Origin of the sequence: Rhodococcus olei, from assembly GCF_039540555.1 — a bacterium.
GTDB lineage: Bacteria > Actinomycetota > Actinomycetes > Mycobacteriales > Mycobacteriaceae > Rhodococcus_G > Rhodococcus_G olei.
This window is the reverse complement of sequence record NZ_BAABFB010000075.1, coordinates 144,423-160,595: the sequence shown is the minus strand read 5'-3', so window position 1 is coordinate 160,595 and position 16,173 is coordinate 144,423. Positions and strand designations below refer to the sequence as shown.

At 70.7% G+C, this 16,173-nt stretch carries 18 protein-coding genes; 11 read left to right on the top strand and 7 right to left on the bottom strand.

Features of this window, described 5'->3' with window-relative positions; translation table 11 throughout:
- Nucleotides 1-45 precede the first annotated feature (45 nt).
- Nucleotides 46-288: a DUF2530 domain-containing protein gene (locus ABD951_RS25465; protein WP_345352200.1), complete on the bottom strand. Its 243-nt coding sequence runs from the start codon at nt 286-288 to the stop codon at nt 46-48.
- Nucleotides 289-380: 92 nt separating this feature from the next.
- Between ABD951_RS25465 and ABD951_RS25460 the strand changes: the two genes are divergently transcribed.
- The 4 genes from ABD951_RS25460 (at nt 381) to ABD951_RS25445 (ending at nt 3,423) form a co-directional block, all read left to right on the top strand.
- Nucleotides 381-1,835 (top strand): NCS2 family permease, encoded by a 1,455-nt coding sequence (locus tag ABD951_RS25460; RefSeq protein ID WP_345352197.1) that lies wholly within the window; start codon nt 381-383, stop codon nt 1,833-1,835.
- A 33-nt stretch (nt 1,836-1,868) separates the two neighbouring features.
- On the top strand, nt 1,869-2,300 hold the full coding sequence (locus tag ABD951_RS25455) for a MarR family winged helix-turn-helix transcriptional regulator (protein ID WP_345352194.1): 432 nt from the start codon (nt 1,869-1,871) through the stop codon (nt 2,298-2,300).
- A 71-nt stretch (nt 2,301-2,371) separates the two neighbouring features.
- On the top strand, nt 2,372-3,178 hold the full coding sequence (locus tag ABD951_RS25450) for a TrmH family RNA methyltransferase (RefSeq protein WP_345352191.1): 807 nt from the start codon (nt 2,372-2,374) through the stop codon (nt 3,176-3,178).
- Nucleotides 3,175-3,423 carry a DUF2537 domain-containing protein gene (locus ABD951_RS25445; RefSeq protein WP_345352188.1) on the top strand — a complete coding sequence of 83 codons (249 nt, stop codon included), beginning with the start codon at nt 3,175-3,177 and terminating at the stop codon, nt 3,421-3,423. The genes ABD951_RS25450 and ABD951_RS25445 overlap by 4 nt, the downstream gene beginning before the upstream one ends.
- 11 nt (nt 3,424-3,434) lie before the next feature.
- Here ABD951_RS25445 and ABD951_RS25440 read toward each other — a convergent pair whose 3' ends face one another.
- The 3 genes from ABD951_RS25440 to sepH form a co-directional block, all read right to left on the bottom strand.
- Nucleotides 3,435-4,145: a DUF6928 family protein gene (locus tag ABD951_RS25440; RefSeq protein ID WP_345352185.1), complete on the bottom strand. Its 711-nt coding sequence runs from the start codon at nt 4,143-4,145 to the stop codon at nt 3,435-3,437.
- A gap of 25 nt (nt 4,146-4,170) precedes the next feature.
- Nucleotides 4,171-5,307 (bottom strand): alpha/beta hydrolase, encoded by a 1,137-nt coding sequence (locus tag ABD951_RS25435; protein WP_345352183.1) that lies wholly within the window; start codon nt 5,305-5,307, stop codon nt 4,171-4,173.
- Between the two features lie 94 nt (nt 5,308-5,401).
- Nucleotides 5,402-6,244 (bottom strand): septation protein SepH, encoded by an 843-nt coding sequence (sepH, locus tag ABD951_RS25430; RefSeq protein WP_345352180.1) that lies wholly within the window; start codon nt 6,242-6,244, stop codon nt 5,402-5,404.
- 226 nt (nt 6,245-6,470) lie between these two features.
- Between sepH and ABD951_RS25425 the strand changes: the two genes are divergently transcribed.
- The 3 genes from ABD951_RS25425 to ABD951_RS25415 are packed head-to-tail and all read left to right on the top strand — an operon-like array spanning nt 6,471 to nt 8,236.
- Nucleotides 6,471-7,328: a DUF3159 domain-containing protein gene (locus ABD951_RS25425; protein WP_345352177.1), complete on the top strand. Its 858-nt coding sequence runs from the start codon at nt 6,471-6,473 to the stop codon at nt 7,326-7,328.
- Nucleotides 7,325-7,816: a nucleoside deaminase gene (locus tag ABD951_RS25420; RefSeq protein ID WP_345352174.1), complete on the top strand. Its 492-nt coding sequence runs from the start codon at nt 7,325-7,327 to the stop codon at nt 7,814-7,816. Before ABD951_RS25425 ends, ABD951_RS25420 begins: the two co-directional genes overlap by 4 nt.
- A gap of 30 nt (nt 7,817-7,846) precedes the next feature.
- Nucleotides 7,847-8,236 carry a RidA family protein gene (locus ABD951_RS25415; protein ID WP_345352171.1) on the top strand — a complete coding sequence of 130 codons (390 nt, stop codon included), beginning with the start codon at nt 7,847-7,849 and terminating at the stop codon, nt 8,234-8,236.
- Between the two features lie 93 nt (nt 8,237-8,329).
- Here the strand turns inward: ABD951_RS25415 and ABD951_RS25410 are convergent, their stop codons facing one another.
- Entirely contained in the window at nt 8,330-9,778 is a 1,449-nt protein-coding gene (locus ABD951_RS25410) for a flavin-containing monooxygenase (RefSeq protein WP_345352168.1), read from the bottom strand.
- A gap of 216 nt (nt 9,779-9,994) precedes the next feature.
- On the opposite strand from ABD951_RS25410, the gene ABD951_RS25405 reads away from it, so the two are divergent.
- Nucleotides 9,995-10,513, top strand: a complete 519-nt coding sequence (locus ABD951_RS25405; protein ID WP_345352165.1) for a hypothetical protein — start codon at nt 9,995-9,997, stop codon at nt 10,511-10,513.
- A 78-nt stretch (nt 10,514-10,591) separates the two neighbouring features.
- Here the strand turns inward: ABD951_RS25405 and serC are convergent, their stop codons facing one another.
- Nucleotides 10,592-11,710 (bottom strand): phosphoserine transaminase, encoded by a 1,119-nt coding sequence (serC, locus tag ABD951_RS25400; protein ID WP_345352162.1) that lies wholly within the window; start codon nt 11,708-11,710, stop codon nt 10,592-10,594.
- Nucleotides 11,711-11,807: 97 nt separating this feature from the next.
- Entirely contained in the window at nt 11,808-12,932 is a 1,125-nt protein-coding gene (locus ABD951_RS25395) for a citrate synthase 2 (protein WP_345352159.1), read from the bottom strand.
- A 172-nt stretch (nt 12,933-13,104) separates the two neighbouring features.
- Between ABD951_RS25395 and pdxH the strand changes: the two genes are divergently transcribed.
- From pdxH to ABD951_RS25380, 3 genes are read left to right on the top strand one after another with little or no spacing between them, the layout of a single operon-like run.
- Nucleotides 13,105-13,806, top strand: coding sequence for a pyridoxamine 5'-phosphate oxidase (gene pdxH / locus ABD951_RS25390; protein WP_425569960.1), 702 nt, complete (start codon nt 13,105-13,107; stop codon nt 13,804-13,806).
- A 44-nt stretch (nt 13,807-13,850) separates the two neighbouring features.
- On the top strand, nt 13,851-15,143 hold the full coding sequence (locus ABD951_RS25385) for an MFS transporter (RefSeq protein ID WP_345353231.1): 1,293 nt from the start codon (nt 13,851-13,853) through the stop codon (nt 15,141-15,143).
- Nucleotides 15,144-15,190: 47 nt separating this feature from the next.
- Nucleotides 15,191-16,105 (top strand): aldose 1-epimerase family protein, encoded by a 915-nt coding sequence (locus tag ABD951_RS25380; protein WP_345352156.1) that lies wholly within the window; start codon nt 15,191-15,193, stop codon nt 16,103-16,105.
- Nucleotides 16,106-16,173 lie beyond the last annotated feature (68 nt).

Genomic DNA, 16,173 nt, shown 5'->3' with positions numbered 1-16,173 from the left:
CGACCGTCGCCGGACGGGACCGGGGGGTGACCGGGAGGTGGTGCGCTACAGCCCGCGCTGCGCGGTGCGGCGTCCCCGGCGGGAGGCGCGGCGCTGGACGACGAACAGGAGCGAGCCGAGGACCCCGAGTGCCAGTCCGGCCCAGCAGATCGGCAGGGCGGACGCCCACCGGTCGCCGGAGGCCAGGACCACGCCGGTCGCCACGAGCCACGCCAGGGTGCCGATGACGATCACCGGTCGTGGGTCGGTCAGCCGGGCCGGGATCCGGGGGTCGGGGGACTCGCTCACCGCGACCACGCTACCCGGGCCGTGCGCACCGCGGGGCTGCGTGCCATAGGGTGCTGTGCGCACAGCACACGATTGGCGACGAGGACGGGCACATGGCCGGAACTTCCCGGATTCTGGACAACTATTTCAAGATCACCCAGCGCGGCTCGACTCTGAGCAGGGAAGTGCGCGGCGGTCTCGTCACCTTCGTCGCGATGTCCTACATCGTGGTGCTCAACCCGCTGATCCTCGGCAGCTTCTCCGCCGACGACGCGGTCGCGAAGAAGGACGTGCTCGGCAACATCCTGCCCGTGAGCCAGGTGGCGGCGGTGACCGCGCTGGTCGCGGGGCTGATGAGCATCGTGTTCGGCATCATCGCCAACTACCCGTTCGGCATCGCCGCCGGCCTCGGCATCAACACCCTGCTCGCGGTCACGATCGCACCGCAGGTGACCTGGCCCGAGGCCATGGGGCTGGTGGTGATCGACGGCATCATCATCGTGGCGCTGGCGATCTCGGGATTCCGCACCGCGGTGTTCAACGCCATCCCGGACGCGCTCAAGTCCGCGATCGCCGCCGGCATCGGCTGTTTCATCGCGTTCATCGGATTCGTCGACGCCGGATTCGTGCGCCGCATCCCCGACGTCGCAGGCACCTCGGTGCCGGTCGGCCTCGGCATCGGCGGCTCGATCGCGTCGTGGCCCACGCTCGTGTTCGTGTTCGGTGTGCTGCTGATGGGCGTCCTGGTGGCGCGGAAGGTTCGCGGCGGCCTGCTCATCGGCATCGTCGCGACCACCGTGTTCGCGGCCGTCCTCGAGGCCGTCTTCCACGTCGGGCCGTCCAAGGGCGTCGACCCGAAGGGCTGGAACCTCAGCGTGCCCCAGCTGCCGAGCGTCCTCGCGCAGATGCCGAACCTGTCCCTCGTCGGCGACGTCAGCCTGTTCGGCGCGTTCACCCGGATCGGCGTGTTGTCCGCGAGTTTGCTGGTCTTCACGCTGGTGCTCGCGAACTTCTTCGACGCGATGGGCACGATGACCGGCCTCGGAAAGGAGTCCGACCTCACCGACGAACACGGCACCCTGCCGAACATCGGCCGGGCGCTGGTCGTCGAGGGCACCGGCGCGATCGTCGGCGGCGCGGCCTCGGCGTCGTCGAACACGGTGTTCGTCGAGTCGGCGTCGGGCATCGCCGAAGGCGCACGGACCGGCCTCGCGAACGTCGTGACCGGCACGCTGTTCCTGGCCGCGATGTTCCTGACCCCGCTGTACGAGATCGTGCCGATCGAAGCGGCGGCCCCGGCGCTGGTCGTGGTCGGTGCCCTGATGATCGGGCAGGTCCGGGACATCGACTTCACCCGCTTCGACGTCGCGCTGCCCGCGTTCCTCACGATCGTGGTGATGCCGTTCACCTACTCGATCGCGAACGGTATCGGTGTCGGCTTCATCACCTGGGTGGTGCTCGGTGCCGCGAGCGGCAAGGCCAAGCAAATCCATCCGCTGCTGTGGGTGGTGGCCGGTCTGTTTGTCGCGTATTTTGCTGTAGGCCCGATTACCGACGCGATTACCTGAACCAGTGATCACCCGGTGTCGTATTCTCCGGACGTGACCTTGGATACCCGCTCACTGGCCAGCGATCTCTCCCTGGCCGTCGTGCGTCTGTCGCGACATCTCCGCGGCCGCCGGGCCGACTCCCCGGTGTCGTTGACGCAGCTGTCCGCGCTCGCCAGTCTGGACGAGCACGGGCCGATGACGCCCGGTGGGCTCGCGGCCAAGGAGCGGGTGCAACCGCCGTCGATGACGCGGGTCATCGCGTCGCTCGCGGACGCAGGCATGGTGGCGCGGACGCCGCACCCCACCGACGGCAGGCAGATCATCGTGTCGCTGACCGACGCGGGTCACGCTCTCCTCGCGGACGAGACCAGTGCACGGGAGAAGTGGATGACCGCCCAGTTGGCGGTGCTCGACGACGAGCAGCTCGAGGTTTTGCGCCAGTCGATCGACATCATCGGCGGCATGGTCACCAACTCCGATTGACATGTCCTGCCCGGCTCCGCACGGCGTGCGGGGCCGCGGGCAGTTGGACACCCGTGCGGCAAGATGGTCGCGTGGCTGACGTTATCGACATCGACGATCCCGCCGATCCCAGGCTGGACGACTTCCGGGACCTGAACTCCTCGGACCGCCGCCCCGACCTCCCCGACGGCAAGGGGCTGGTGATCGCCGAGGGCGTGCTGGTGGTGCAGCGGATGCTGGCGTCGCGGTTCGAGCCGATCAGCCTGCTCGGCGTGGACCGGCGTCTCGGCGAACTGGCCGACGACCTCGCGGGGGTGGAGGTGCCGTTCTACCGGACGTCCGCGGAGGTGATGGCAGAGGTGGTCGGGTTCCACCTCAACCGCGGTGTGCTCGCGGCGGCACACCGCCCGCCGGCCCTGGACCTCGACGACGTGCTGAACGGGGCCCGCACGGTCGCGGTCCTCGAGGGCGTCAACGACCACGAGAACATCGGATCGATGTTCCGCAACGCGGCCGGTCTCGGAGTGGACGCGGTGCTGTTCGGCGACCGGTGTGCGGACCCGATGTACCGGCGTGCGGTCCGCGTGTCGATGGGGCATGTGCTCCGGGTTCCGTTCGCCCGGGTTCCGGAGTGGCCGTACGGTCTTCAACGGTTGCAGGACAAGGGATTCCAGCTGATCTCGCTGACCCCGAACCCCTCGGCCGTCACCCTGGCCGAGGCGATGACGGGGGAGAAGGTGGCCCTGCTGCTCGGGGCCGAGGGGCCCGGGCTGTCCGAGCACACGATGCGCAGGACCGACGTGCGGGCCCGGATCCCGATGGCCCCCGGCACCGACTCGCTCAACGTGGCGACTGCGGCGGCGATGGCGTTCTACGAGCGGGTCAGGTTGGCCGGGTGAGCGGCCCGGCACTCGTCGTCGCGGGATTCTCGGCGGTGCTGTTCACGGTGGCGGTGATCGCCTTCGGTGCCGCGATGGTGGCGGTGCACCCGCTGCTGGCCCTGGTGGTGAACGTGGTGGTCGTCGCCGGGGTCGCGCCGACGGTGTGGCAGTGGCGGGCGGTTCCGGTGTGGCGCTGGGTGATCTACGGCGCGCTCGTCGGGGTCGTGGCCGGCTGGGTGGCGCTGCTGTTCGGGGCGCGGTGACCGCTGCACGGTCAACCGGCGAGTCGGCGCCACCACCGGAGTAGCCCGCGGGTCTGCGGACGGTCGGGTTCGACGGGCGGTTCCTCGCCGGACCGGTACAACCGGAACCCGCACACCGCGATGTCCGCGGCGGCGGTCCGGTCGGCCGCGCCCGGGTCCGCGTAGTGGAAGCCGAGCCACTCGGCGTTCGCGGCATCGGCGAACTCGGTGGGATCGAACGGCAGCGACTGCGGGTCGGGCAGCGTGTCGGCCGAGTGACGCGCCGGGTGCTCGCCCGCCCAGAACGGACGCTCCCACACCAGGGGGAGCCCGGTGTTCTCGAAGATGAACGACGAGGTCGCGCTGAACGACCGCTGCAGGGCTCCGCGGTCCCAGTACGCGAACGCGCCCCACGGCTGGGCCGAATTGGTGCAGACCAGGTACGTGCGCTCGGACGCCAGTGGCCTGGTCCACGTTTCGTCGATCGTCGACGGCTTGGGCCGGGCCAGGTTGGTGCCGCACACGACGGTCAGCCCCGGATAGCTGCCGATGTAGACGTCGCGGCCGGCCGGTCCGGCGGAATCGGCCAGCGATGTGGACTGCAGTGGCACCGCGACCGTTTCGGGGTACATCCGACCGGCCAGCGCGAAGGCGGCATCGGCGTCGGGTTCGGGGTGTTGCGCGAGCACGGCGGCGGGGTCGGGGGCGTCGACGTACCAGATCGTTGATGCTGTCGCCCCCACCGGACACCCCGCCTTCGTCGCCGTGCTACGAGGGTACGACGCACGCGTCCGATTTCTCGTCGACGCACCGTGCGGGGTCGGTGTCGACGGAGCCGAGGAACTCGTCGAGGATCGCCCACGTGGTCTCGCGGGCGCCGGGTCCGGCGACGAGGCCGAGGTGGCTGCCCGGCACCGCCTCGAACCGCACGTAGGGGGACCCGGTCAGCAGGGTCGCGACCGGGGCCACCGACGCGGCCGGTGCGATCACGTCGGTGGTGCCGCCGACCCCGAGCACCGGGGCGGTCACGTCCGCGAGCGCGACGGTCCGACCACCCAGCCGGAATTCTCCCGTGGCCAGCGAGTTTCCGAGGATCAACTGGGTGCACATCTGGTGGAACAACCGCGCCGGGTAGCCGGGCATCTCGGCCATGAACCGGTCGATCGCCTCCATCCGGGCGAGGGCGTCGGTGTTGCGGAGGTTGCGGGCGACGAACCACGGCTTGAGCAGTTCCCGGTGCGGTGCGGTGACGCGATAGCTGGCCTGGACGATCGGCGCGGGGAGTCCGCCGAGGGCCCAGGTGACGGCGGTCAGAGGACGCTCGGTGGTGATCCGGCCGATCGCCCGCAGCGGGGTGATCACCGGGATCCGCGTGTAGTCGATCGGGGTGCCGACGGCGGTCAGTGAACGAATCGGCAGTTCGGGGCGCGCGGCGGCGGTGAGCAGGGAGATGGTCCCACCCAGGCTCCAGCCGACCACGTCCACGGGGGCGCCGTCGTGCAGGTCCGAGACGCGACGCACCGCCTCGGGAACGATGTCGTCGACCCACGCCTCGAACCCGAGGTGGCGGTCCGCGGGGGCCATCGTGCCGTAGTCGAGCAGGTACGGCGCGTGGCCGCCGTCGACGAGGTGGGCGGCCAGGCTCTGGCCGGGACGGAGGTCGTAGCACGTGGTGGGGACGGCCAGGGGCGGCACCAGCAGGACGGGCCGGGTGCCCGCCGTGGGCCGGGGGCCGAACCGGTACAGGTCGCGGTGCGGTCCCTCGGACAGCAGTTCGGAAGCCGTGCGGTGAGGCGGTGCGACGCCGTCGCCGAAGGTCAGGGCCCAGGCGTTGCGCGCGGCGGTCCCGAGGTCGTCGAGGGTGGGCAGGCCGGCGGCCAGTCGGGTCCAGTCGAGAGTGAGCAACGTGCGTCCCCCTGTGCGAATACAATCCTCAGTAGGTGTTACTGAAGGTTACTGTAAGGGGTGTCTCGACGCGCGGGCCGCCCTCGACGAGCGGCTACCGGCGGCCGCTGCTGCGGACGCCGAGCAGGACGTCGTCCCAGGACGGCAACTGGGGCTTGCCACGCTTGTCCTTGCTGCCCTGCTGTTGCGGTGCCTGCTTCGGCTGCAGGGCGTCCGGGTCGTCGTCCGGGTCGTCACCGTCGACGTCGGCGGAGATGCGCTCCCCGGCGTCGGCGGAGCCCTCGTCCGGGATCTCGTCGCGCTCGTCGGCGACCGCGGAGTCGAGGGCGAGGGGTGCCAGGCCGCGCAGCGGGCGGCCGAAGTCGGGGTCGATCAGATCGGTTGCGGCGGCGTCGAGCGCGACGATCGTGCCGCCGTGGGCGTCCGGCTGGTATCGCCAGTGCGCGGCGTTGCGGGTCCGCCCGGCCTGCCACTGGAGCTGCGCGACCCACTGCCCCTCGTCGTCGCGCCAGGCGTCCCAGTCCGCGTCGTCGAGATTGTGGCCGCGTGCCCGGAAGGCCATCGTCACGATCTCGGCGAGCGTCTGCACGGTCGGGCCGTTCTCCCGAGTCGGGTGGCCACCCTGGGCCATCTCCGCGGCTCGGGCGCGTTCGAGCAGGACCGGGTGGGCGAAGCGCTCGACACGCTTGAGCGGCATCCCCGCCTCTTCGGCGACCTGCTCGACGGTCGCGCCGGCGCGGATGCGTGCCTGGATCTCGCGGGGTCGGAGCTGGCTCTCGGATTCGATTTCGATCTGGCCGAAGCGGGCGACGTCGCCGCGGGAGGCGGCCCGCAGCTTGTCGTCGGCGGCGATCCGGAACCGTTCGCCGGACTCGGTGTCGGCGCACACCACGTGCGTTCCGCCGGGCTCGAGTCCGATCACGGAGAGTTCTCGCACATTGACCTCCTCATCGCGTCGAGTTCGCGACCTTGCCCGCGCCGACTGTAATGGACCCGTGATGCCATGTGGCGGCGACACGCCACGGCGGGTGGTGGTACCGGAATGGCTGCGGGTTATAGTCTCTAGTTCTTCTTGAGGGTTCCTCTCTGCGATCGCGCGTGTATCCCTGCCCTGCGGCGATACGATCGACGGACCGAGTGGTCGACGCTGCGAGGGCAGAGCGATGGTCGAGAACGCCGACGGAACCACCGAGGAATCCGCAACCGCGAGATCGGGGCCGGGGTCCCCGGCACGCCGCGCGTTCGAGGCGTTCGCGGCGCTGCTCGACGGTCCCCTCACCGGCCTGGCGCCGTGGATCGTGCTCGCCGTGCTCGAAGGTCCGGGCCGGCTGGTCCTGGCGGCGGGCGTCGCGCTCGCGATCTCGGTGCTGTTCCTCGCCGTGGACCTGGCGCGGGGGCGGTCCCTCAAGCTGCTCGGCGTCGTGGACGTCGTGTTCTTCGGCGGGCTGGTCGCGCTGCACTTCGCGCTCTCTCCGGCCGGCCAGGACTGGATGGAGACCTGGATCGGGGAGATCGCCAACGTCACGCTGTTCCTGATCGCCGTCGGGTCGATGGCGGTCCGGAGACCGTTCACGCTGCAGTACGCGCGCGAGGAGGTCGACGAGCAGTACTGGGCCGATCCGCAGTTCCTCCGGGTGAACCAGGTGATCACCGGGGCGTGGGCACTGGCGTTCCTCGTCGCCGCCGTCGTCGGCTTCGTCGGCGACGCGGTGCTGAGCGACAGCGACAACATGTGGACCGCGTGGGTGCTGCCGACCGCGGCGATCGTGTGCGCCCTGCAGTTCACACAGTGGTACTCGGACGTGGCGCGGGCGCGCGGCGCCGGCACGACACCGCCCGAGCCGGTGCCCGGGTGGCTGGACCTGCTCGCGCCGCTGACCACCTGGCTGGTCCCGATCGGTATCGTGACCCTGGTCCTCGACGGCGCCCCGACATGGGTGGGGATCGCCTTCATCGTGGCGGGTGTCGCATCGGACATCGTGCTGCGCAACAAGGAAACGAGTACGGAGGTGGCGGCGTGACCGAGCTGGGCCCGGACGACGAGCGGTATCTGCGCAGGGCGCTGACGCTGGCGGTCGAGACCGGGGACGCGGGGAACAGGCCGTTCGGTGCGGTGATCGTCGACGCGTCGGGGTCGGTCGTCAGCGAGGGTGCGAATTCGGTGGCAACCTCGGGCGACGTGACCGAGCACGCCGAGCTCGACGCGATCACGACCGCGTGCACGGAGGGCAACACGGACCGGCTGGTCGGGGCGACGGTGTACGCGTCCGGAGAGCCGTGTCCGATGTGTGCTGCCGCGATGGTGTGGGCCGGGGTGCGGCGGGTCGTGTTCGCGGCCGCGGCCGCGGAGTTCGGTGACATCCTCAGCGGCGGACCACGATTCGCGCTGGGCTGCGCGGATGTCATCGCGTCCGCGGACGCCGTGGTCGAGGTCGGGGGACCGTACCTGGGCGACGAGGCGCTCGAGCCGTTCCGTCGCTTCGTCGCCGAAGAGCACGCCCGTCCCTGACGGGCGGCGGGGCCTGACAGAATCGTCGCCATGTCGAATCGAAACAACATCTCCTCCGGCTCCGACTGGGAGGCGAAGATCGGGTACTCGCGTGCCGTCCGTATCGGGCAGCAGGTGTCGGTGTCCGGAACCACCGCGTCGGGCCCGGACGGCCCGGTCGGCGGCGACAGCCTCGCCGAGCAGACCCGGGAGGCGTTGCGCCGCATCGTCGCTGCACTCGCCGAGGCCGGCGCCGCGCCCGAGGACGTCATCCGCACCCGCATGTACCTCACCGACATGAGCCGCTGGGAGGAGGCCGGTCTCGCCCACGGCGAGGTGTTCGGCGAGATCCGCCCGGCCACCACCATTCTCGAGGTCAGCAAGCTCATCGACGCCGACCTGCTGATCGAGATCGAGGCCGACGCGATCGTCGCGGAGTAGAGCCCCGCAGCTGCCGGAGCTCGGCCCCCGACGTGTCGTCGGGGGCCGACCCGTTTCCCCGCGGCGGCGTGGTCCGGTTCGGGACCCCGCTGGTCAGGAGCTGAACCGCATCGCCCCGTCGTCGAGGGAGCGGTGCCGCAGGGTGACGAGGTCGTGGACGTAGCTCATCCCCAGCTGCCAGGGCGCCCGGGCGCCTGCGCGGGGGAACGCGTCGAGCGAGCGCTGCACGTACCCGGCGTCGAAGTCGAGCAGCGGCCGGGTGGTCAGGGTGGGGTCGTCGTTGACCGGCACGCACACCGATTCGCCGCGTTCGTCCATGCGGGCGAGCAGCCGGCAGAAGTACTCGGCGACCAGGTCGGCCTTGAGCGTCCACGACGCGTTCGTGTAGCCGATCGTGAACACGAAGTTCGGGACGCCGCCGAGCATCATTCCCTTGTACGCCAGGGTGTCCCGCAGCGACACCGGCGTCCCGTCGAGGCACAGTTCGATGCCCCCGAACGCCAGCAGATTCAGGCCGGTCGCGGTGACGATCACGTCGGCGTCGAGTTCCGCGCCGGATTCGAGCGCGAGACCGCGTTCGGTGAACGTCTCGATCCGGTCGGTGACGATGGACGCCGTGCCGCGGCGGATGGCCCGGAACAGGTCGCCGTCCGGGACCAGGCACATGCGCTGGTCCCATGGGTTGTAGCGCGGCGTGAAGTGGGTGTCGATGTCGTAACCGGCGGGCAGCTGCCGCTCCTGGGCCCTGCGCAGGACCGACTTCACCAGTCCCGGCAGGCGCTGGCTGAGCTGATAGGTGGCCGTGGAGAACGCGACGTTCTTCCAGCGGGTGATCGGGTACGCGAGCCGGTTGCCGAGCACACGGCGCAGCGAGTTCGCGATCGGGTCCTTCGCCGGCAGCGACGCGATGTAGGTGGGGGAGCGCTGCAGCATCGTCACGTGTCCGGCGTCGGCCGCCATCGACGGCACCAGCGTCACCGCGGTGGCGCCGCTGCCGATCACGACGACCTTCTTGCCGGCGTAGTCGAGGTCCTCCGGCCAGTGCTGGGGGTGCACGATCCGCCCGTGGAAGCGGTCGGTGCCCTCGAAGTGTGGGGTGTAGCCCTCGTCGTAGCGGTAGTACCCGGTGCACGTGTACAGGAATCGGGCGGTCAGCGTCACGGTCTCGCCGCCGTGTTCGGCCGTCACCGTCCACCGTCGGTCCGCGGACGACCAGTCGGCGCGAATCACGCGGTGCCCGAATCGGGTTCGCTTGTCGATGCCGGCCGCGGCGGCGGTCGAGCGCACGTACTCGAGGATCGCGGGTCCGTCGGCGATCGACTTCTCGTCGGTCCACGGCCGGAACCGGTAGCCGAGGGTCTGCATGTCGGAGTCGGAGCGGATCCCGGGGTAACGGAACAGATCCCAGGTGCCGCCGATCGCCTCGCGGGCCTCGAGGATCGCATAGCTCCGGCCCGGGAACGCGTCCTGCACGTGGTGGGCGGCGCCGATGCCGGACAGGCCGGCTCCGACGATCAGGACGTCGAGATGGTCGGCGGTCATCGGGCAACCTTCTTCCTGGCATGTGTCTGTGAACGACAGTAGCGCACACTTTTCGCCGCCATGTGGCCGAACTCCAGGATTGTCTCCCGCGGTTCGTCGCGCGTGCGGCCCCGCCCCGCGGTCGAAACCGATTTTTGACTCTTCCTTGGTAAAAGTATTTACTAAGGCCGCCCTAAACAAGGGCAGGCTTACCAATTTCGAGAACAGGACCCACCAGTGGCATCCACCTCCACCGCGCGTCGCATGGCCGGCGTCGCCACCGTCGCGGGCCTCACCGCACTCGGACTGCTCGCCAACCCGGCCGTCGGTTCCGCGACCGTCACCGGCGGCGCCACCGTCGTCGCGAACCCGGGCACGGGCACCATCACGACCACGATCACCGGCCTCGCCACCACGAAGCCCTTCGTCAAGTGCGAGGGCACCGTCTACCGCGGCGACGCCACCGTCCTCGACAAGACCACCAAGGTCGGCGAGAGCTACCTGGTGCTGGGCGAGTCGATGGTCGCGGGCCAGGTGCTGACCGGTGCCTCCGGCACCGGCACCTCGAAGACGTTCGAGGACGGCGAGTACCAGGTGCGGACCAAGTGCAAGGAGGACGGCGACACCGACTACCAGGACCCGATCGAGCCCGTCCGGGTCACCGTCACCGGCGGGGCCGCCACCGACGGCGGCTCGAGCGACCTGGGATCCGTGCAGGGGCTCCTCGCGGGCCTGCTCGGCCAGTTCGGCAGCTGACCCACGCACACGACAACAGCCCCCGATCCTGCGATCGGGGGCTGTTGTCGTGTCAGCGGTGTCGTGCCGGCGAAGGGCTCAGCCCAGCTGCGACACGACCCAGTCGATGCACTTGGTCAGCTGGCTGACGTCCTCGGGGTCGATCGCCGGGAACATGCCGATGCGCAGCTGGTTGCGGCCCAGCTTGCGGTACGGCTCGGTGTCGACGATGCCGTTGGCGCGCAGCACCTTCGCGACCGCCGCCGCGTCCACCGCGTCCGTGAAGTCGATCGTGCCGACGACCTGCGAGCGCAGCGCCGGGTCGGTCACGAACGGGGTGGCGTACTCGGACGCCTCGGCCCACTCGTACAGCCGCGACGACGAGTCCTTCGTGCGGGCGGTCGTCCACTCCAGTCCACCGTTGCCGTTCATCCAGTCGATCTGGTTGGCGAACATCAGCAGCGTGGCCAGCGCCGGGGTGTTGTAGGTCTGGTCCTTGGTGGAGTTGTCGACCGCGATCGGCAGCGACAGGAACTCGGGCGTCCAGCGACCCGACTCCTTGATCTCCGCGACCCGCTCGAGCGCCTTCGGGCTCATCAGCGCGATCCACAGGCCACCGTCGGCGGCGAAGCACTTCTGCGGGGCGAAGTAGTAGACGTCCGCGTCGGTGATCGTGACCGGCAGACCGCCCGCACCGGAGGTCGCGTCGATCGCGACGAGCGCGTTCTCCGACCCCGCCGGACGGGTCACCGGCACCGCGACACCGGTCGAGGTCTCGTTGTGCGCCCAGCCGATCAGGTCGACCGACGGGTCCGCGACGATCTCCGGCGCGCTGCCGGGGTCGGCGGAGACGACGACCGGGTCGCCGATGAACGGGTTGCCCTTGGCGACGGACGCGAACTTCGACGAGAACTCGCCGTACGTGAAGTGCTGCGACCGTTCACGGATCAGGCCGAACGCGGCGGCGTCCCAGAACGCCGTCGACCCGCCGTTGCCGAGCACGACCTCGTAGCCGTCGGGCAGCGAGAACAGCTCACGCAGGCCGGACCGCACATTCGCGACGACGTCCTTGACCGGCTTCTGGCGGTGGCTGGTGCCGAACACGGAGGCGCCCACCTCCACCAGCGACTGCAGCTGCTCCGGCCGGACCTTCGAGGGTCCGCAACCGAAACGCCCGTCCACGGGCTTGAGGTCGGCGGGGATGATCGGGGTGCTCATCGGGTGTCCTTCTGCGTTGATGTGACGAGACGTGCGGATGGGCCGGAGGGCCCGGGCCCCAGGCGCCGGACGTGTGCCGGCGCCGTGCGCGGGTGGCTCAGCGGGCGATCTTGTCCCAGCCGGCGACGGACTCGGGGGTCCGCGGCTCGGGGCCGGTGTAGATGGCGGCGGGACGGACCAGCTTGCCGAGGCGCTTCTGCTCGAGGATGTGCGCACACCAGCCCGCGGTGCGGCCACAGGTGAACATCGCGGGCATCATCGCGGCCGGAACCTCGGCGAAGTCGAGGATCACCGCGGCCCAGAACTCGACGTTGGTCTCGATGGCGCGGTCCGGGCGACGCTCGCGCAGCTCGGCGAGTGCGGCCTGCTCGAGCGCGGCGGCGACCTCGTAGCGCGGCGCGTTCAGGCGCTTGGCGGTGTTGCGCAGCACCCGGGCCCGGGGGTCCTCCGCGCGGTACACGCGGTGCCCGAAGCCCATCAGCTTCTCCTTGCGGTCGAGGATGCCCTTGACCAGTGCGCGGGCGTCGCCGGTGCGCTCGGTCTCCTCGATCATCGGCAGCACGCGGGCCGGGGCGCCGCCGTGCAGCGGGCCGGACATCGCGCCGACCGCGCCGGACAGCGACGCCGCGACGTCGGCGCCGGTCGAGGCGATGACGCGGGCGGTGAAGGTGGAGGCGTTCATGCCGTGCTCGGCGGCGGAGACCCAGTAGGCGTCGATCGCCGCGACGTGCGCCGGATCCGGCTCACCCTTCCAGCGGACCATGAACCGCTCGGTGACGGTCTTCGCCTCGTCGATCCGCTTCTGCGGCACCGCGGGCTGGTAGATGCCGCGCGCGGACTGCGCGACGTAGGACAGGGCCATCACGGCGGCGCGGGCGAGGTTCTCGCGGGCGGTCTCGTCGTCGATGTCGAGCAGCGGCTCGAAGCCCCAGATCGGGGCGAGCATCGCGAGGCCGGCCTGGACGTCGACGCGGACGTCGCCGGTGTGGATGGGGAGCGGGAACGGCTCGGCGGGCGGCAGGCCCTGGCCGAACTCGCCGTCGACCAGCAGCGCCCAGACGTCGCCGAAGGTCACGCCCTGCTCGACGAGGTCCTCGATGTCGACACCGCGGTAACGCAGCGCGCCGCCGTCCTTGTCGGGTTCGGCGATGTCACTGGTGAAGGCGACAACGCCCTCGAGTCCACTGACGAAACCTTCGGGTACTGCCGCGCTCGATGCCATTTCTCGTGGATTCTCCTCATCCGAGTGCCGCCGGTCCGGGCCGCACTAGCCATCACCGTCGTCGGGCGCGCGTGCGTGTGGTGCAGGCACGTGTCGCCGCGGTCACTCGAGAACTCTATCCCGTGCGGCGTCGCACGTGAGCAGGGCATACCCGGGAGTAACGTGTTCGCCTGTGTCGCCCGATGCCGAACCCCCGACCGTGGAACCCGTCGACCTGGCCGCGATGCGGGTGGCGTATGCCGTGCAGGAGGTGAATTCTCCTGCGCACGAACTGAACCTGGACGTGAGCACCGTCGCCGGTGGCTGGCTTCCGCTGCTGCAGCGGTGGATCGACCAGGCCTCCGCGGCCGGTACCGCGGAACCGAACGCGATGGTGCTGGCGACCGTCGACGCCGACGGCAGGCCGGCGTCCCGCACCGTGCTGTGCAAGGGCCTGTCCGAGGACGGTCTCGTCTTCTACACGAACTACGGCTCGAACAAGGCCCGGCACCTGGAACGTTTCCCGTACGCCTCGGCGACGTTCGCGTGGACGGCGTTCGCACACCAGGTCACCGTCCGCGGTGAGGTGTCGCGGGTGCCGGACGAGGTCACCGAGGAGTACTGGCGCACCCGGCCGCGCGGCTCGCAGCTCGGGGCGTGGGCGTCCGCGCAGTCCACCCCGATCTCCTCGCGTGCCGCACTCGACGCGCAACTCGTCGAGGTCACCGAACGCTTCGCCGACCTGGACCGGGTGCCGCGGTTGCCGGACTGGGGCGGCTTCCTGCTGCGGCCCAGCACCGTCGAGTTCTGGCAGGGCCGCGCCAACCGCATGCACAACCGGGTGCTGGTGACCCGCACCGCGACGGGATGGACCGCGGAGCGACTGCAACCGTGACCGACACGAGGCCCGACGCGAACCGCGCGAGACCCGAGGCGACGGTGCACAGGCGGCGGCTGCTGGCCGACACCACACCGCTGCGCGAACCGCACTACCGGCGACTGTGGGTGGCCGGGATCGTGACCGTGATCGGTGCCCAGCTCAGCGTCGTGGCGGTGCCCCAGCAGGTGTACGAGATCACCCGCAGTTCCGCGTACGTCGGGTTGACCGGTGTGTTCGGCCTGGTGCCGCTGGTCGTGTTCGGGCTCTGGGGCGGTGCGCTGGCGGACGTGATGGACCGGCGGCGGCTGATCACGATCACCACGGTCGGTCTGGTCGTGACGTCGCTGCTGTTCTGGGGCCAGGCCGCGGCGGGTGTCGGCAACGTGTGGCTGGTGCTCGGGCTGTTCTCGCTGCAGCAGGCGTTCTTCGCGGTGAACCAGCCGACGCGGGCGGCGATCATCCCGCGACTGCTGCCCGGTGAGCAGTTGCCGGCGGCGAACTCGCTGAACATGACCGTCGTGCAGTTCGGGGCGATCGCCGGCCCGCTGCTGGCCGGGGTGCTGATCCCGACCATCGGCCTGCCGAGCCTGTACCTGATCGACTCGATCGCCCTGCTGGCGACGCTGTGGGCGGTGCTGCGGCTGCCGGTGCTGCCGCCGACCGGGCCGACCACCCGCGCGGGGCTGCGGTCGGTGCTCGACGGATTCGCGTACCTGTCCACCCAGAAGGTGCTGCTGGCGTCGTTCGTCGTCGACGTCGTGGCGATGGTGTTCGGCATGCCGCGCGCGTTGTTCCCGCAGATCGCGAACGAGACGTTCGGAGACCCGGCGTCCGGGGGCGTGGCGCTGGGACTGCTGTTCGCGGCGATGTCCGCGGGTGCGGTGATCGGGGGCGTGTTCTCCGGATGGCTGCCCCGGGTCCGGTATCAGGGGCGCGCGGTCGTGGTGTGCATCGCGCTGTGGGGGCTGGCGATGATCGGCTTCGGTGTCGCGGTCGGGTTGGCCGATCCGGGTGGCCCGTTCGGCCGCGGCGGGGGCGGCGGGCGATTGCTGTTGTGGGTGGCGCTGGCGTTCCTCGCGTTCGGCGGCGCCGTCGACATGATCTCGGCGGCGTTCCGCTCGACGATGCTGCAGCAGGTCGCCCCCGACGACATGCGTGGCCGGTTGCAGGGCGTGTTCATCGTGGTCGTCGCCGGCGGCCCGCGGATCGGCGACGTGCTGCACGGCGCGGCCGCCTACGCGTTCGGCACCGCGGTCGCCGCCGCCGGCGGCGGGGTGCTCGTGGTCGTCGGCGTCGCGATCGCGTGCCTCGTGTTCCCGACGTTCCTGCGCTACCGGGTGGGCAAAGTCTGAGTGCGAAAGCACTTGCCAGATTTCGTGATTCGTGGAGACTGGGCGCCATGCGTGTGCCCGGGTACGAAATTCGGTTCGGTGACTGGAAGGCCGAGGTGGTGGCGCGCGGGGCCGGTCTGCGCGCACTCACTCGCGGCGGTCGGGCCCTGACGGAGACGTGGCCCGCGCAGGAGGAACCGCCACTGTCCGCCGGCCTGGTCCTCGCGCCGTGGCCGAACCGGATCCGCGACGGCAGGTTCCGCTTCGACGGCGTCGACCACCAGTTGTCGCTGACCGAACCCGCCCGCGAGAACGCCATCCACGGACTGGTCCGCCGCGACATCTGGGCACTCGTCGCGCACGACGAGCACCGGGTCGAGCAGACCATCCGCGTCGGGCTGCACAAGGGGTGGCCGTATCCGCTGCAGCTGCGGGTCGTCCACGAACTCGGGCCGGACGGGCTCGTCGTCACCCACACCGCCACCAACATCGGCGCGATGCCGGCCCCGTTCGGGCTCGGGGTGCACGCGTACCTGCGGGTCGGCGACGTCCCGCTCGACGAGTGCACGCTGCACCTGACCGCAGGCACCCGGCTGCCGCTCGACCCCGAACGGATGCTGCCGAGCGGGCCTTCCCGGTCGGTGTTCGGCACCGAGTACGACTTCACCTCGCCGCGCACCCTGGACGGGGTGTGGCTGGACACGCCGTTCAGCTCGATCGTCCCCGATCCGGACGGGCGTGCCCGGCACACGCTGCGCGCCCCGGACGGGTCCGGCACGGTGCTGTGGACCGACCGCAGGTTCGCGTGGGTGCAGGTGTTCACCGCCGATCCGGCGCGCGGCCAGGGCTACCCGGAGCGCGGCCGCGCGCTCGCCGTCGAACCGATGACGTGCCCGCCGGACGCGTTCAACTCCGGCATCGACCAGGTCGTGTTGGCGCCGGACGGGGAGTGGTCGGGCACCTGGGGTATCGGGACGGTGTGACGGAACCTGCTGGTCAGGGCAATTCGGCGGGGAGCGGCCGGGCGCGAACGACGACCTCCCTGGGCAGC

Excerpts from the sequence above, each read along its gene's own strand:
- ABD951_RS25460 (WP_345352197.1), top strand. The coding sequence starts at position 381 with ATGGCCGGAACTTCCCGGATTCTGGACAACTATTTCAAGATCACCCAG.
- ABD951_RS25425 (WP_345352177.1), top strand. The coding sequence starts at position 6,471 with ATGGTCGAGAACGCCGACGGAACCACCGAGGAATCCGCAACCGCGAGA.
- ABD951_RS25415 (WP_345352171.1), top strand. The coding sequence starts at position 7,847 with ATGTCGAATCGAAACAACATCTCCTCCGGCTCCGACTGGGAGGCGAAG.
- ABD951_RS25410 (WP_345352168.1), bottom strand. The coding sequence starts at position 9,778 with ATGACCGCCGACCATCTCGACGTCCTGATCGTCGGAGCCGGCCTGTCC.
- serC (WP_345352162.1), bottom strand. The coding sequence starts at position 11,710 with ATGAGCACCCCGATCATCCCCGCCGACCTCAAGCCCGTGGACGGGCGT.
- ABD951_RS25395 (WP_345352159.1), bottom strand. The coding sequence starts at position 12,932 with ATGGCATCGAGCGCGGCAGTACCCGAAGGTTTCGTCAGTGGACTCGAG.
- ABD951_RS25380 (WP_345352156.1), top strand. The coding sequence starts at position 15,191 with ATGCGTGTGCCCGGGTACGAAATTCGGTTCGGTGACTGGAAGGCCGAG.